The sequence below is a fragment of the Paucilactobacillus nenjiangensis genome, from assembly GCF_005405445.1.
GTDB classification, from domain to species: domain Bacteria; phylum Bacillota; class Bacilli; order Lactobacillales; family Lactobacillaceae; genus Paucilactobacillus; species Paucilactobacillus nenjiangensis.
Genome location: NZ_BJEB01000048.1, coordinates 1 through 16,288, shown reverse-complemented (window position 1 = coordinate 16,288; position 16,288 = coordinate 1). Strand labels below are relative to the sequence as shown.

The following is a 16,288-nucleotide window of genomic DNA, read 5'->3' as shown; positions in this document are numbered from 1 at the left end:
TAAATTAAGTGTTAAAGAATATGAAGACCCTTTTAAGGGTTCCAGGTAAGTAATAACGTCGCCACTTAAAGTGGCGGCAAAAGTGACAAATGCATTCAATTGGCTTTGATGAAATAAAAAGCCAGCGCCTTGAGATGCTGGCAAGTACATAGGGCTTATAGCCCATGAACAAACCACCCGTTTTACGGGCGGTTATGATTGAATTATTTAAAGGTCTTTTGGATCAGGTAAAAAATGCAAAAAAATAAACCATCCTGAGGTAGGATAGTTTATTTTAAGAAATTAAACTCGAGTGACTTTACCTGATTTAAGAGTACGTGCTGAGACGTAAACTTTCTTTGGCTTACCGTCTACTAAAATCGTAACTTTTTGAAGATTTGGCTTCCAGCTACGACGACTTGAGTTAAGGGCATGAGAACGCTTGTTTCCAAAACGTGTCCGCTTACCAGTAATAAAATCTTTTGCCATGAATAACCCTCCTCATCTCATTGAATTTTGACTTGAGCGCTTGTTACAGCGCGATAACTCACTTAAATAATTTACCATAGCCGCGAATACATTGCAAGAATTTTCTTTCAAGTAATTTCACTTGACAGTAAATTATTTGCAAATTTGCGAAAATAAGCTAAAATATGTATTCGTTGTTGCACAAATGGACTAAAGCAGCATATTCTGATATTATATCATTAATGAGTTCAAGCAGAAGGGAGCCAATAAAATGGCAGTCAAAATTAAAACCCAGTTTGGGACTATTGATATTACAAACGATGTAATTGCAACAGTAGTCGGAGGGGCAGCTACTGACAACTATGGTGTTGTCGGGATGGCAAGTCGTAACCAATTGCGTGATGGTGTTAACGATATTTTAAGGCGTGAAAATTACAATAAAGGTGTAGTTATTCGTCAACAAGATAATGGTGTTTCAGTAGATGTAAACATTATTGTTGGATATGGCACAAAAATTTCAGAAGTTTCAAAAAGTGTGCAATCAAAAGTAAAATACAACCTAGAATCAATGCTTGGTGTTACGGCTAATTCAGTTAATGTCTTAGTACAGGGCGTTCGTGTACTAGCTGACTAATTGATATTTGTTCATCTGGAGGAAATTTAATTGACAGTTACAAAAATTACAAATCTTGAATTCGGTAAAATGGTTCAAGCTGCTTCGGCATGCTTGGAACAAAATGCCGAATTTATTAATTCGTTAAACGTTTTCCCGGTCCCAGATGGTGATACGGGAACAAATATGAGCATGTCCTTAGCAAGTGGTGCTAAATATGAACGCGAAGAAAGTAGTACTCGTGTGGATGATTTAGCTGCTGCAGTTGCTAAGGGCTTATTAATGGGAGCTCGCGGAAACTCTGGAGTCATCCTTTCCCAAATTTTTCGTGGCTTTTCAAAGGGCATGGAAGGCAAGGCAGAACTAACTGCTCAGGATTTTGTTGAAGCGTATGCTAATGGGGCTAAAACAGCTTATAAAGCAGTTATGAAGCCTACTGAAGGTACAATTCTGACCGTAGTGAGAGAATCTGCCGCTGCTGGAAATAAAAAGATTACTGAGACTGATGATTTAATCGAAGTTATTGAAACCATTTTTCATGCTGCTGATGAAGCTTTAAAAACAACCCCTGATTTATTGCCAGTGCTTAAAGAAGTTGGCGTAGTGGATTCTGGTGGGCAAGGACTTGTCTTTGTCTTACAAGCATTTTATGAAGTGTTATCTGGCAAAACTATTGAAGTCGAAAGTTATCAACCAGATAATGCCCAAATGGATGAAATGATCAATGCTGAGCACCACCGTAGTGCTCAGGGTCAATTAAATCCCGATGACATCAAGTACGGTTATTGTACTGAAATTATGGTACGACTCGGTCGCGGTAAACAAGTAGATCAAGAATTTGATTACGACAAATTTTATGAAAAATTAGCCGGTTTAGGCGATAGTTTGCTTGTTGTAAATGACGAAGAAGTTGTTAAAGTTCACGTTCATACGGAACATCCAGGCGAAGTATTAGCTTGGGGACAAGAATTTGGTGATTTACAAAAAGTTAAAGTTGATAACATGCGTTGGCAACAAGAAGAAATCATGCAATCTGATGAACAAGAGTCTCCTGTGCCTGCTGCGGAACAACCTAATGGTGAAACAACTAAGACGATTGATACTGCTATTATTTCGATTTCTAGTGGAGATGGCATTGCCACATTATTCAAGAGCCTTGGAGTAACTCACGTGATTAATGGTGGTCAAACCATGAATCCAAGTACCCAAGATATTGTGGATGCAATCAACGCAAGTGGTGCCAAAAGTGCGATTGTATTACCAAATAATGGCAATATTTTCATGGCTGCAGAACAATCCGTTGATGTGGTTGATATTCCGGTTAAAATTGTCCATAGTAAGACGATTGCACAAGGAATGGCCTCATTACTTGAGTTTAATCCTGATGCCACGTTAGAAGACAATCAAACTGCAATGGAAGAAGCTTTATCAACTGTCAAAAGTGGTGAAGTGACTGTTTCAATCCGCGACACAACTGTCGACGGGGTTGAAATCAAAAAAGATAATTATATTGGTATCGTTGATGGTAAAATCACCGTTACCCATCCTGAAATTAAGCAAACGGCGATTGATATGGTTAAATCAATGTTGGATGAAGATAGTGAAATTGTCACAATTATCATGGGAACGGAAGGCAATCAAGCTGACGCTCAAGAAATTGAAAACGCACTATACGAAGTGGACGATGAACTTGAAATTGAAATCCATGAAGGTGGACAACCAGTTTATCCATACTTAATTTCCGTTGAATAATTAAAAAATGTGTGTGACATATTCTAAATCAGTTAGATATATGGAGCCGATTGATACAGACTAAATTGTATATTAATGAGGCTGTGCCGAAACGAATGTTTTGGTACAGCCTCATTTATTCAGAAAGGAGGTAACATGTTAAGTTTACAAGATTCTGTGGGTAATTTAGCTGGTGTTGGACCTAAACGAGTTGAAGATTTAAAAACATTAGGTATTTTTACTGTTGAAGATTTGTTACTGTATTTTCCAACTCGATACGATAGTTATGAAATTCAAAATCCTAATCAGGCTGTTGATCAACAAAAGTTAACTTTGCAAGGGACAGTCATGTCGGAACCGGTGATTGCACGGTTTGGCTATAAACGTAATCGGCTCAGTTTTAGGTTAATGGTCGATACGGAAGTCGTCATGGTTACATTCTTTAATCAACCCTATTTGAAAGATAAGGTTGAATTAAGCAAAGATATTGCCGTATATGGCAAGTGGGATGCAGTCCATAAACGGTTAGCAGGCACAAAAATCGTCAATATTACTACTAATCAAAACTCGGTGGATGCTGTATATCCCACTAATAAATCAATGAAACAAACCACGCTCCGAAAATTTATTAAGACGGCTTTTACAGCATATGAATCTGTGATTGCATCGTTACTTCCTCCTAAATTAATTCAACAATATAAACTAATTGAACGCAAAGACATGATTCGTGAAATGCATTTTCCATCAGATGATACACAAGCTGCTGAAGCCAGACGGACGGCAGCTTATGAAGAGTTTTTCTTATTTCAACTGAGACTTCAAGCCATTAAAATGGAAAATCAACAAAAAAATGGCATTTCAATTTTATATCGGAATGACGAATTAAAAGATTTTATTCACGCATTACCGTATGAACTGACAAAAGCTCAACAACGAGTGATCAATGAAATTTGCCGTGATTTACGTCGACCAATCCAAATGAACCGTTTGTTACAAGGAGATGTGGGGTCCGGTAAAACGGTGGTGGCCGCGGTAGCAATGTACGCCACGATTACGGCAGGTCTCCAGGCGGCCATCATGGCACCAACTGAAATATTAGCCGCGCAACATGCTCAAAACTTTGCTAAAATGTTTGAGGGGTTACATGTTAATATTGGCTTATTGACTGGATCAATGACAGCGAAACAACATCGTGAATTAACCGCCCAAATTAAAAATGGTTCCATCAATTTAATTGTGGGGACCCATGCCTTGATTCAAGATAGCGTTGAATATGCTAATTTAGGCCTGATTGTTACCGATGAACAACATCGTTTTGGCGTTAACCAACGGCAAAAATTGCGCGAAAAAGGTGAAGATCCCGATGTGTTAGCCATGACTGCCACGCCAATTCCGCGAACGCTTGCCATTACTGCCTATGGAGAAATGGATGTGTCCGTGATTGATGAATTGCCAGCTGGTCGGAAAACGATTAAAACTAGTTGGTTGAAAACTAATCAAGTTGGGGTCGCCTGGGAAAAGGTCAGACAAGAATTAGAGCAAGGCGCCCAAACCTATGTCGTGACACCGTTAATCGAGCAATCTGAAACGTTGGACGTTCAAAACGCCCAAGACTTATTTGAAGAATTACAAGAGTATTTTACTCCACAATATCAAGTTGGTTTACTCCATGGTCGAATGCCAAATGATGAAAAAGATGCAATCATGGAAGCTTTCAAAGCTAATGAAATTCAAGTGCTTGTCTCAACGACGGTAATTGAAGTTGGGGTAGATGTTAAAAATGCATCGTTGATGGTTGTATATGATGCGGACCGTTTTGGATTGGCACAATTGCATCAATTACGCGGACGAGTTGGCCGCGGAGAGCGTCAAAGTTATTGTATTTTGATTGCAGACCCTAAAAATCAAGTGGGAATTCAACGGATGCAAACGATGGTTGAAACGACTGATGGCTTTGTGGTCGCTCAACGTGATTTAGAATTACGGGGATCCGGGGATGTTTTAGGATTAAAACAATCTGGGGTGCCAGAATTTAAAGTAGGTGATCCAGTGGGAGAACTTAAAATGTTACAAATTGCGAAGAGTGACGCGGCCGATTTGTTGTTAACGCCTGACTGGGATACTCAAACTGAAAATTTACCACTCGTCGAATATTTAACGATTAGAAAATTACAAACACACTTTGATTAAGGATGGTAACTGATATGAAAATTGCAGTCGACGCAATGGGCGGAGATCACGCGCCTAAAGAAATAGTACTTGGGGTTGAGCAGGCCCGGGATTTGTATTCCGATATTGAGTTCACCTTGTATGGTGACCAAGCACAAATTAACCCTCTTTTGACTAGTCAAGATCGAATTACCGTAGTTCATACGAGTGAAATGATTGAGATGGGCGAGGAACCTGTCCGGGCAATTCGGAGTAAGAAAGATTCTTCAATTGTACGTGCCGCGACAGCGGTGAAGGAAAAAGAAGCAGATGCATTTTTCTCCGCTGGTAATACTGGTGCTGTCATGGCCGCGGGTTTATTTATCGTTGGTCGCATTAAAGGAATAGATCGTCCTGGATTGACTTCGATTTTACCGGCAGCACATCCGGATACCGATAAACAAAATTTTGTTTATTTGGATACTGGGGCCAATGCTGAAAGTAAAGAAAAAAATCTAGTTCAATATGCCTATCTAGGTAAATTTTATGCGCAGAAAGTTTTAGGCATTGAGAATCCTTCAATTGCTTTATTGAATAATGGTGAGGAAGAAGATAAGGGTGATCGATTACACAAAGCTGTCTGGCAATCACTCAACAGTGCAGACGATTTAAACTTTATTGGCAATGTCGAGGCTGGAAGTTTACTCATGGGTAAAGCGGATGTGGTCGTAACTGACGGTTGGACTGGAAATGCTGCCTTAAAAGCGACTGAAGGTACTGCTAAGACCATGTTAGCCTTAATTAAGGACAGTATTTTAAAGGGTGGTCTGCGTGCCAAATTAGGTTATTTGATTCTTAAACCGGTCTTTAGTATCGTTGGTAAAAATATGTCAACTTCAACTTATGGTGGGGCAGTTTTGTTAGGTTTAAAGGCCCCCGTAGTAAAAACACACGGTTCTTCTAAAGCTGATGCAATCAAGAATACAATTGGTCAAATCAAGACCATGATTGAGTCACAGGTCGTTAATCAAACTGTTGATTATTTTAATAACCAAGAAGTACTTGAAAAGATGGACAAGACCGGCAAAATCGACTAGAATTGGTTAGGTTAAATTATTACAAGGGGTTTGTAAAATGGAAAAACAAGAAATTTTCGATAAAGTTTGCGAAATAGTTGGAGATCACTTTGACATCGATCAAGCGAAAATCACCAATGATTTGAATTTGAAAAATGATTTAAATGCTGATTCCATCGATTTTGTGGAATTCGTACTTGAAATTGAGGATACTTTTGGTTCTGAAATTTCAGATGCAGAGGCTGAAAAGCTAAACACAATTGGTGAAGTTGTCGATTATATTGCGGAACATCAAGCATAAAAATTGAATCTGAAATGGCCGACACGGGGATTCCTCGTCTCGGTCATTTTTGCGAATACTGCTTTATATAAGCGCTGAAAACACGTATAATATAAGGCAGAAGTATTATTAGGAGGATGATTACCATAAAAGAATTAGAAGATCATTTGGCTAAAACATTTGGAATCCATTTTAACGATTCCAGTTTGCTGGCTGAAGCGTTTACCCAAGCATCGTATGTCAATGAGCATCCGAAAGAAAATTTAAAATATTATGAACGCATTGAGTTTTTAGGCGATGCCGTCATGCAACTAACTGTTTCAGAGTATATTTATCAACGCTATCCAGAAATGCCACAAGGGAAGTTGTCTCGATTACGTATTGCGATGGTTCAAGAAGATAGTTTTAGTAAATTTGCCTTGGAATGTCAATTTGATAAATTCATTCGACTCGGAAAAGGCGAAGAAAAAGCCGGTGCTCGTCACCGGTCATCATTACTCTGTGATATTTTTGAATCGTTTATTGGTGCACTGTATTTGGATCAAGGACGTGATGCAGTAATCAAATTTGTCACCAGAGTGGTATTTGCCAAGTTAGATCAAGGTTGGTTTGAACAAGAAGTTGATTATAAGACCCGCTTGCAGGAATATTTGCAACGTCATGGGGATGTTGAAATTGACTATGATGTGACCAAAGAAAGTGGCGCTGAAAGTGAGCGTGTGTATACCGTAGCTGTGAGTGCTGATAATAAAGTCATTGGTGAAGGTACTGGTACTTCAAAGAAGCGTGCAGAAATACAGGCCGCCAAAAATGCATTAACGAGATTACAATAATAAGGTAGCTGTGGGAGAGTAACATGCGACTAATTTCGCTTGAAATAAATGGTTTTAAATCATTTGCACAAAAAACAAAAATTGAATTCATGCCGGGGATGACGGGAATTGTTGGCCCGAACGGTAGTGGTAAAAGTAATATTATCGAGGCAGTCCGCTGGGTAATGGGGGAACAGTCTGCTAAGGATTTACGTGGGGATCGCATGGCTGATGTCATTTTTTCGGGTTCCTCAACGCGTAAATCACTCAATCGCGCCGAAGTTTCAATTACTTTTGATAATTCAGATCATTATATTAACAGTGACTTTAATGAAATTCGAGTGACTCGGCAGCTTTACCGTAGCGGTGAGAGCCAATATATGATTAACAATCAGGAATGTCGTTTAAAAGATGTAACTGAGCTATTTATGGACTCTGGACTTGGCCGAGAGTCTTTTTCGATTATCTCTCAAGGTCGAGTTGAAGAAATTTTTAATGGCAAGCCAGCTGATCGTCGCAAGGTAATTGAAGAAGTCGCTGGTGTGTCTAAATACAAGAAAAACAAAGACACTGCTGAGAAACGCCTCAACGATAATAATGACAATTTAAATCGAGTGAATGATATTTTAGCTGAGTTAGAAAGCCAAGTTGAACCATTGGCCGAACAAAGCGCTCTTGCAAAAGAATATCAGGAACAAAAAACTCGCTTTGATCAATTAGATAAAACCAAAACAGTTTTAGATATTACGGATAATCAACAAAAGCATCACGAAATCCAAGATCGAGTTGAAAATGCCAAAAAAATGAGTGAACAATATGACACTCAAAGTACTGAATCCGCACAACAACTTTCCGAGTTAAAGCAACAACAAGTTCGCTTAACGAAAATTAAAGACGATTTACAGGCGAAATTACTGATTCAAACTCAATCAATTTCTGAATTAGAGAACAACCAAAACATCAACGCAGAACGAGCCAATAATCGTCAAGCTAATTTGGAGCAAATTCAAAAGCAAATTGAACAGCTAACGGCACAAATCAGCGAGCTCTCAACTGAATTAGCTGATTTAAATACCGAACAAGCTGCTCACCTGGCAACAGTTAGCCAGAATAAAGACGACCTAAAGCAACTAAAATCAATGAGTGCTGAAGAACGCCAAGCTCAATTAAGCCAGCAAATAGAAGACTTACAAAATCAGCAAATTGAACAGATGCAAGCTTTGACGACATTACATAATCAAAAAGCTTATCTGATTAAGAATCATGAACAAAATGATCAACGACAAAGCCAGTCAAATATTGATTTGGCAGCGGCCAAAAAGCAACAAGCACAGCTCGCCGACAAATTAAACCAAGTTGAAGAAACGTTGACCAGTGAGCAGGCTGCTTTATCAAAACAAGAGACAGCACTGAAAGAAGAAGTCACCCGCCGTCAAACATTACGAAGTCAGTACGACGAGATTCAAAAGCAATGGTATCAAGCACTAGGAACTGAACAAACCTTGCAGGCTAAAATTAACGGTCTAAAATCGTTAGAAGCCGATTACTCAGGATTTTATCAAGGGGTTCGGTATACGTTACAACATCGCAACGAGTTCGATGGGCTACTTGGGCCTGTGTCTGAACTAATTGATGTGCCACCCCAATACATGACAGCTGTTGAAACAGTTTTAGGCAGTCAATTACAGAATTTGGTCGTCGATAATTCTGCGACAGGTAAACAAATTATTAAATACTTAGTTTCAAAAAAAGCAGGCCGGGTTACGATTTTACCGGTTGATTCTCTGTCGGTGCATTCACTAAATTCAAGCTTACTGGATTCACTAACTACGATGGCCGGTTTTGAAGGAGTCGCAAGTGAATTAATTTCGACTTCTAAACAAGCATCAACTGTAGTTAAGCATCTATTAGGTACGACGGTGATTGCAGATAACCTTGATCATGCCACCCAAATTTCAAGAGCTGGACAACATCGAGTCCGGGTTGTCACACTAGATGGCCAATTAATTAATGCCAGTGGTTCTATGACTGGTGGGGCCAATAAGCAACAACGTCAGGGGCTATTAAGCCGCCAACAAGAACTGGAAACTTTGGAAACCAAATTAGTTGATGCGAAAACTGCTAGTACTCAATTTGAAGAAAAAGTGGCTAAATTTGACGATGCGATTAAAGCTAATCAACAAAGTGGTGAAAAGCTGCAACAACAAGTGATTGCACAACGCGCCACGGTCCAAGATATCAACGGGCAATTGCAAATCTTACAAAACGAACAAACCGTCGTGAATAAGCAATTGACTGCTTTGAAATTCGAAGTTGATCAAAATAACGAAGAATCAACTTCGTATGCAGATACGTTAGCGAGAAATGAAACTGATGATAAGACCGTTAATGAGTCAATTGCAGCGTTAAAGACACAAATCATCCAGTTAAAAGATGATTTAGACAATCTACAAACTGATGCGTCGGTACAAGCCAAGCAGATTCAAGCTCGTGAACAAGCGATTGCCGTTGAAACCGAAAAAATTCAACACGGCCAACAGGAAATTAATCGAGTTCAACAAAGTATCGAAGCTCAAGAAGCACGTTTGGCTAATCTCAAACAACAAACGGATACGACCAGCGCTACCCAAGCTGAACAGGAAACTCTCCAAAAAAATAATCATTTGCGATTAGAAGAATTGATTGCTGCCAAGTCAGCAACTGAAAAAGAAATTACCACGACTAGTCAAAAACTAGACACTAATTCATCTGAGGTGGAACTCGCAGATCAAAAACAAGTTCGCACCCAAGAATTACAACGTGCGGCTTTAAATGAGTTAAATGATGTCAACGCCCGCAGTGTGAAACTAGAAACCCTGATTGATACGGGGATGAATCGCTTGAGTGAACGCTATGCGATGTCCTTTAACGAAGCTAGCCTAGACTTAATTGATTTGCCCATGCCTGAGATTATGAGTCAATTAAAATTACTCAAACGAGGATTGGATGAAATTGGTCCAGTTAACCTTGGTTCAATTGATGAATACGAACGAGTTTCTAAACGGTTCAATTTCTTAACTGAACAAAAAGATGATTTAATGGCTTCGAAACGACAGCTGAACGAAACCATGGCTGAAATGGATGAAGAAGTTAAAACTAGATTTGAAACTAGTTTCCATGAAGTTGCCCATGAATTTGAGCAAATTTTCGTCGAAATGTTTGGTGGTGGACAAGCTAAACTAGTTTTAACGGAACCGGATAACATGTTAACGACCGGGGTAGATATCATTGCACAGCCACCTGGGAAAAAGAATCAACAGATGAGTTTACTGTCTGGTGGTGAACGGGCACTGACGGCGATTACGCTTCTATTTTCAATTTTGGCCGTGAGACCAGTACCATTCGCTATTTTAGATGAAACTGAAGCTGCCCTTGACGACGCCAACGTTAATCGATTTGCGAGGTATTTGAGCACGTACGGGGATGATGGACCACAATTTATTGTCGTGACCCACCGTAAAGGTACCATGATGAATGCTAAAGTTTTGTATGGGGTAACCATGCAAGAATCTGGAGTGTCCAAGATGGTATCCGTGTCATTGGAAGATGTTAAAACAACTTAAAGGAGTCAGAATATGGGATTATTTGATATATTTAAGCGCAAAGCAACTAAACCTGAAGAACCCAAACCGGTTGAATCAGAAACTAGCGAGGCACCACTGACTGCCAGTGAAGAAAGTGCGATTAGCTCAGACACATCAGTTGATCAAACGTCTGTCGTAGAACCTGAATCAAGCTCTAATGTTGAAGCACAACAATCGTCAGAGGTTGATAGTCAAACTGCCGCTTCGACTGAAAGCTTAGAATCAGAATCGATGGTTAGCAAATTAGCCAGTCAAGAAACTAGTACCATTGCTGAACAATCAGAAAGTCTTGCATCAGAAGACTCTAATGAATCGTCTGAAACTGAAACCTCAAAAACACCAGTCGAAGTTGATTCTACTGAGACCAGTGATGAACCTGAAGAACCAGTAGCCGATGAACCTGAAGATTCAGTAACTGAAGAACCGGCAGTCGCCGAACATGAAGAAGCAACCTATGAAAAAGGACTGGAAAAAACCCGTTCCACATTTGGTAGCCGTTTAAATGAATTTTTAGCTAATTTTAGAAGTGTCGATGAAGATTTCTTTGAAGAGTTGGAAGAAACATTAATTAAATCAGATGTTGGTTTTGACATGGCAGTTTCCATCAGTGACCAATTACGTGATGAAGTTAAGCTTCAAAATGCCAAAAGTAAACAGGCGGTTTCCAATGTTATTATCGAAAAGCTAGTCCAAATTTATGATGACCAAGGTAAAGACGAAGATAACAGCATTCATTTTGCAGCTCAAGGCCCAACCGTCATTTTATTTGTTGGGGTGAATGGAGTTGGAAAAACCACTACCATTGGGAAAATGGCTGCTAAATACAAGCAACAAGGCAAAAAGGTGCTCTTAGCCGCTGCTGATACTTTCCGAGCGGGAGCAACCAAACAATTGCAAGTTTGGGGTGACCGCGACGGTGTTGAAGTAGTTACCGGTCCAGAAGGTAGTGATCCAGCGTCGGTTGTTTTTGATGCTGTTGATAAAGCTAAAAAAGAAAACTATGATGTCTTGTTCGTTGATACCGCCGGTCGTTTACAAAATAAAGTTAATTTGATGAACGAACTAGAAAAAATGAAACGGATTATTGAACGTGAAATCGCGGGTGCTCCTCAAGAAGTATTGTTAGTTTTGGATTCTACGACGGGACAAAACGCCCTGACACAAGCCAAAATGTTTAAGTCAAGTACCGATGTCACCGGTATTGTGTTGACTAAACTAGATGGTACTGCTCGTGGGGGAATTGTGTTAGCCATCCGCAATGAATTACATTTACCAGTCAAGTTTGTGGGCTTAGGTGAACAAGTTGCTGATTTACAAGAATTTGACGCCAGTGAATACGTCTACGGTCTCTTTAAAGGGCTTGTAACTGAAGAAGGATAAAGCACATGGAAATTGAAAAAAACGAGCGCATCAATTCATTATTTGAATTTTACCAGGCACTCTTAACTCAAAAACAAACGGACTATATCCAACTTTACTACGCTGATGATTACTCATTAGGTGAAATTGCTGAGGAATTTAATGTCAGCCGACAAGCAGTTTATGATAATATAAAGCGTACAGTCGCCATCTTGCAAGACTATGAAAACAAACTTCATCTTTACGCCGAATTTGTGGCACGAAATCAAGTGGCGGATGAAATTCAAACTTATATAAACAATCAATATCCAAATGATCAAACCTTGAAGTCATTGATTAAACGACTTGAGAATTTAGAAGAAGAATAGGAGAGCTGATTAATGGCTTTTGAAGGATTAACTGAACGATTACAAAGTGCGATGTCTAAGTTACGTCGCAAACCTAAAGTTACTGAAGCAGACCTCAAAGAAACCATGCGTGAAATCCGCTTGGCCTTGCTGGAAGCCGATGTTAACTTCACCGTTGTTAAAGACTTTGTCAAACAAGTTCGTGAACGTGCAACTGGAACTGATGTTTTACAAGGATTAAACCCAGCCCAACAAATTGTTAAAATTGTTGATGAAGAATTAACCAAAACAATGGGTTCAGAAGCGGTTCCGCTGAACAAGTCAGGTAAGATTCCTACTATCATCATGATGACCGGGCTCCAAGGGGCTGGTAAAACTACCACCGCTGGTAAATTAGCCTTAAAGTTAAAAAATGAAGAAAACGCACGACCAATGTTCATCGCGGCCGATGTTTATCGCCCAGCTGCGATTGACCAATTAGAAACAGTTGCCAAATCAATTGATGTTCCGGTTTTCCAACTTGGAACAGATGTTGATCCGGTAGAAATTGTCCGTCAAGGACTTGAAGAAGCCAAAGCAAAACATAATGATTATGTCATCATCGATACGGCCGGTCGTTTACAAATCGACGAAAAGTTGATGAACGAATTAGTTAATATTGAAACCTTGGCTCAACCTGATGAAATTTTGTTAGTTGTCGATGCCATGACTGGTCAAAATGCGACTGAAACCGCCGATGGATTCAACAGTAAGCTCAATATCACCGGGGTCATCTTAACTAAGTTAGATGGCGATACCCGTGGTGGGGCTGCGTTATCAATTCGGGCAGTCACTGGCAAGCCAATTAAGTTTGTCGGTCAAGGTGAAAAAATGACTGATTTGGATGTCTTCCATCCAGATCGAATGTCATCTCGAATCTTAGGCATGGGTGACATGCTGACCTTAATCGAAAAAGCACAACAAGATTTCGATGAAGATCAAGCCAAGAAAACTATGGATAAAATGCGTGAAAACTCATTTGACTTCAACGATTTTCTCGACCAAATGGAACAAGTTCAAAACATGGGCCCAATCGAAGATATCATGAAAATGATTCCAGGGATAGCCAATAATCCAGCCATTAAAAATGTGAAAGTTGATCCAAAAGATATGGATCATATCAAAGCAATTGTCTATTCAATGACGCCAGCGGAACGTGAAAACCCAGATTTATTAAATCCAAGTCGTCGTCGCCGACTAGCAGCTGGTGCAGCACGACCAATTGTCGAAGTTAATCGAATGATTAAGCAATTCAATGAAATGAAAAAGATGATGAAACAAGTCTCTAGCGGTAATATGGCGGGGATGGAACAAATGATGGGCGGCAACATGCCTGGTGGTCGTTTGGGAAAATTAGCCATGAAACAAATGACTCGCAAGATGAAGAAAAATAAGAAAAAGCGCAATAAGCGTAAATAAATTTTAACTGTTAAGTAAAAATACTTTACAAACTATTTTTGAAATGGTATATTTATATCTGTTAAAAAACTTCGAGGAGGTGTTTACACATGTCAGTTAAAATCCGTTTGAAACGAATGGGATCAAAGAAGCGTCCATTCTATCGTATCGTTGTTGCCGATTCACGTTCACCACGTGACGGCCGTTTCATCGAAACAGTTGGAACATACAATCCATTAGTTGAACCAGCAGAAGTTAAGCTTGAAAAAGAAGACATCATGCAATGGTTAAACAATGGTGCCCAACCTTCAGATACAGTTCGTAACTTGTTATCTCAGGCTGGAATCATGAAAGAATTTCATGAATCTAAAATGACAAAAAAGTAGTCGTTTAACGAATACTCAATAATGAAATTAAGTCACTTTATAAGGGACGTGTTGCTTCTACGGTCCGGTCTTTGATGAATAATCAAATCGCGGAAGTTTCGTTTCATTATTAATGATCGTCAAACACAAAACTCCCACACATTAGTGTTGGGAGTTTTTTTAAACTAATTTCGGACTTAATGAGGAAATGAAATGAACTATTACAAAATTGGCACCATCGTTAATACACATGGATTAAAAGGGGAACTCAAAATTTTGTCAGTCACGGACTTCCCTGAATTACGCTATAAAAAAGGTAACCAAGTCTATATCGCAGCTAAAGATAGCAAAATACCCGTGACTATCAAAACCGTTAAGTTACAAAAAAATATGTATCTAGTTACTTTCAAAAATTTGGAAGATATTAACTTGGTTGAAAAATACAAGGGTCTTGATTTAATGATTAGTGAAGATGACCAACAAGAATTAAATCAAGACGAATATTACTATCGTGACATTGTGGGTCTAACCGTTGAAACTGAAGATGGTCAAACCATTGGAACAATTAAAGAAATTCTTTCACCTGGGGCAAATGACGTTTGGGTCGTTAATCGCAAAGGCCAAGATGATTTACTTTTGCCAGTTATCGATGATGTAATTAAAACAGTCGATTTAGCAGAACATAAGGTGATTGTTGAACTGATGGAGGGACTATAAAATGCGGATAGATGTATTGACCTTGTTTCCAGACATGGTTAAAGGTCCCTTAAGCGAGTCAATCATTGGTAAAGCCATTGAAAAGAATTTATTAGATGTTGAAGTAACTGACTTTCGCGATTACACTGACGATAAACAAAACCATGTGGATGATTATCCATATGGTGGTGGTGCGGGGATGTTATTGCAAGTCCAACCCATTTTAACCGCCTATGCAGATACCGTTGCTAAAACAGCAGATCAATACCCAACTGGGAAAGTTATTTTAGTTGATCCAGCGGGTCGAAAATTTGATCAACAAGTCGCCCAAGAATTATCACAGGAAGAACATTTAACGTTTATCTGTGGCCACTATGAAGGCTATGATGAGCGAATTCGGAGTATTGTCACTGATGAAATCTCCCTTGGGGATTTTGTCTTAACTGGTGGTGAATTGCCAGCCATGGTGATGATTGATGCTGCAGTGCGTTTATTACCAGAAGTGTTAGGTAATCAAGAATCTGCTCCGAGTGATTCATTTTCAAATGGGCTACTGGAATACCCACAATATACACGCCCACCTGAATATCAGGGGATGAAAGTCCCAGAGGTGCTGATGAATGGTAATCATCAACTAATCGCTGATTGGCGTGAAAAAGAATCGTTGCGAAGAACTTATTTGCGTCGTCCAGATTTATTAGAGCAAATCGAATTAACAACCAAACAACGACATTTGTTGTCAGATATTAAAATCGAAGAATCTGAAGATGAAATTGAATAGTACTTTACATTAAACTATCATGTATGCTATTATTCTATATGGCTGTAGAGCCACAGTAACGATATTCCGCTGCTAATAAAACATGAATGTCGATTGAAAAGGGAGAAACAACATGCGTCAAAATGACTTAATCCAAAAAATCACTTCAGATCAATTACGTAGTGATATTCCAGATTTCCGTGCCGGAGACACTGTTCGAGTTTATGCTCGTATCGTCGAAGGAACTCGGGAACGTGTTCAATTATTCGAAGGTGTTGTTATCAAACGTCATGGTTTCGCAATCAGCGAAACTTATACTGTTCGTAAGATCAGTAATGGTATTGGTGTGGAACGTACATTCCCACTTCATTCACCACGTATTGATAAAATTGAAGTAGTTCGTCATGGTCGTGTTCGTCGTGCTAAGTTATATTACTTACGTGCACTTCATGGTAAGGCAGCTCGTATTCAAGAACGTCGAGTTTAATTACAGAAAAAAGCAATCCGCTTGGATTGTTTTTTATATGAAACAAAATAAATTTACGGCGCACTAAAACAAAAGTACCCATAAATTTGAAAAAAATGTATAATTTA

15 protein-coding genes are annotated in these 16,288 nt (G+C 39.2%); 14 read left to right on the top strand and 1 reads right to left on the bottom strand.

From position 1 onward, the window contains the following. Window positions 1–282: 282 nt before the first annotated feature. Window positions 283–468, bottom strand: a complete 186-nt coding sequence (rpmB, locus tag FFM59_RS07425; RefSeq protein ID WP_057890616.1) for a 50S ribosomal protein L28 — start codon at window positions 466–468, stop codon at window positions 283–285. A gap of 250 nt (window positions 469–718) precedes the next feature. Here rpmB and FFM59_RS07420 point away from each other — a divergent pair, with 250 nt between their 5' ends. The 14 genes from FFM59_RS07420 (at window position 719) to rplS (ending at window position 16,181) form a co-directional block, all read left to right on the top strand. Beyond that, entirely contained in the window at window positions 719–1,081 is a 363-nt protein-coding gene (locus FFM59_RS07420; RefSeq protein ID WP_137602407.1) for an Asp23/Gls24 family envelope stress response protein, read from the top strand. A 30-nt stretch (window positions 1,082–1,111) separates the two neighbouring features. Further along, window positions 1,112–2,812, top strand: a complete 1,701-nt coding sequence (locus FFM59_RS07415; protein ID WP_137602406.1) for a DAK2 domain-containing protein — start codon at window positions 1,112–1,114, stop codon at window positions 2,810–2,812. Between the two features lie 135 nt (window positions 2,813–2,947). Next, a complete protein-coding gene (gene recG / locus FFM59_RS07410; protein WP_137602405.1) occupies window positions 2,948–4,981 on the top strand; it encodes an ATP-dependent DNA helicase RecG in 2,034 nt (677 codons plus the stop codon). Between the two features lie 14 nt (window positions 4,982–4,995). Then, on the top strand, window positions 4,996–6,036 hold the full coding sequence (plsX, locus tag FFM59_RS07405; RefSeq protein ID WP_137602404.1) for a phosphate acyltransferase PlsX: 1,041 nt from the start codon (window positions 4,996–4,998) through the stop codon (window positions 6,034–6,036). 37 nt (window positions 6,037–6,073) lie between these two features. After that, entirely contained in the window at window positions 6,074–6,316 is a 243-nt protein-coding gene (acpP, locus tag FFM59_RS07400; protein ID WP_137602403.1) for an acyl carrier protein, read from the top strand. Window positions 6,317–6,432: 116 nt separating this feature from the next. Then, window positions 6,433–7,128 carry a ribonuclease III gene (gene rnc, locus FFM59_RS07395; protein ID WP_137602402.1) on the top strand — a complete coding sequence of 232 codons (696 nt, stop codon included), beginning with the start codon at window positions 6,433–6,435 and terminating at the stop codon, window positions 7,126–7,128. A gap of 23 nt (window positions 7,129–7,151) precedes the next feature. Further along, window positions 7,152–10,709: a chromosome segregation protein SMC gene (gene smc, locus FFM59_RS07390; protein ID WP_137602401.1), complete on the top strand. Its 3,558-nt coding sequence runs from the start codon at window positions 7,152–7,154 to the stop codon at window positions 10,707–10,709. 12 nt (window positions 10,710–10,721) lie between these two features. Then, a complete protein-coding gene (ftsY, locus tag FFM59_RS07385) occupies window positions 10,722–12,110 on the top strand; it encodes a signal recognition particle-docking protein FtsY (protein ID WP_137602400.1) in 1,389 nt (462 codons plus the stop codon). A 5-nt stretch (window positions 12,111–12,115) separates the two neighbouring features. After that, window positions 12,116–12,457, top strand: a complete 342-nt coding sequence (locus FFM59_RS07380) for a putative DNA-binding protein (RefSeq protein WP_137602399.1) — start codon at window positions 12,116–12,118, stop codon at window positions 12,455–12,457. 12 nt (window positions 12,458–12,469) lie between these two features. Beyond that, window positions 12,470–13,894, top strand: a complete 1,425-nt coding sequence (ffh, locus tag FFM59_RS07375) for a signal recognition particle protein (RefSeq protein ID WP_137602398.1) — start codon at window positions 12,470–12,472, stop codon at window positions 13,892–13,894. A gap of 89 nt (window positions 13,895–13,983) precedes the next feature. After that, window positions 13,984–14,259: a 30S ribosomal protein S16 gene (gene rpsP / locus FFM59_RS07370; RefSeq protein ID WP_137602397.1), complete on the top strand. Its 276-nt coding sequence runs from the start codon at window positions 13,984–13,986 to the stop codon at window positions 14,257–14,259. Between the two features lie 192 nt (window positions 14,260–14,451). Next, window positions 14,452–14,955, top strand: a complete 504-nt coding sequence (gene rimM / locus FFM59_RS07365) for a ribosome maturation factor RimM (protein WP_137602396.1) — start codon at window positions 14,452–14,454, stop codon at window positions 14,953–14,955. Window position 14,956: 1 nt separating this feature from the next. Continuing rightward, window positions 14,957–15,715, top strand: coding sequence for a tRNA (guanosine(37)-N1)-methyltransferase TrmD (gene trmD, locus FFM59_RS07360; protein WP_137602395.1), 759 nt, complete (start codon window positions 14,957–14,959; stop codon window positions 15,713–15,715). 112 nt (window positions 15,716–15,827) lie between these two features. Next, window positions 15,828–16,181: a 50S ribosomal protein L19 gene (gene rplS / locus FFM59_RS07355; protein WP_137602394.1), complete on the top strand. Its 354-nt coding sequence runs from the start codon at window positions 15,828–15,830 to the stop codon at window positions 16,179–16,181. Window positions 16,182–16,288: the final 107 nt, after the last annotated feature.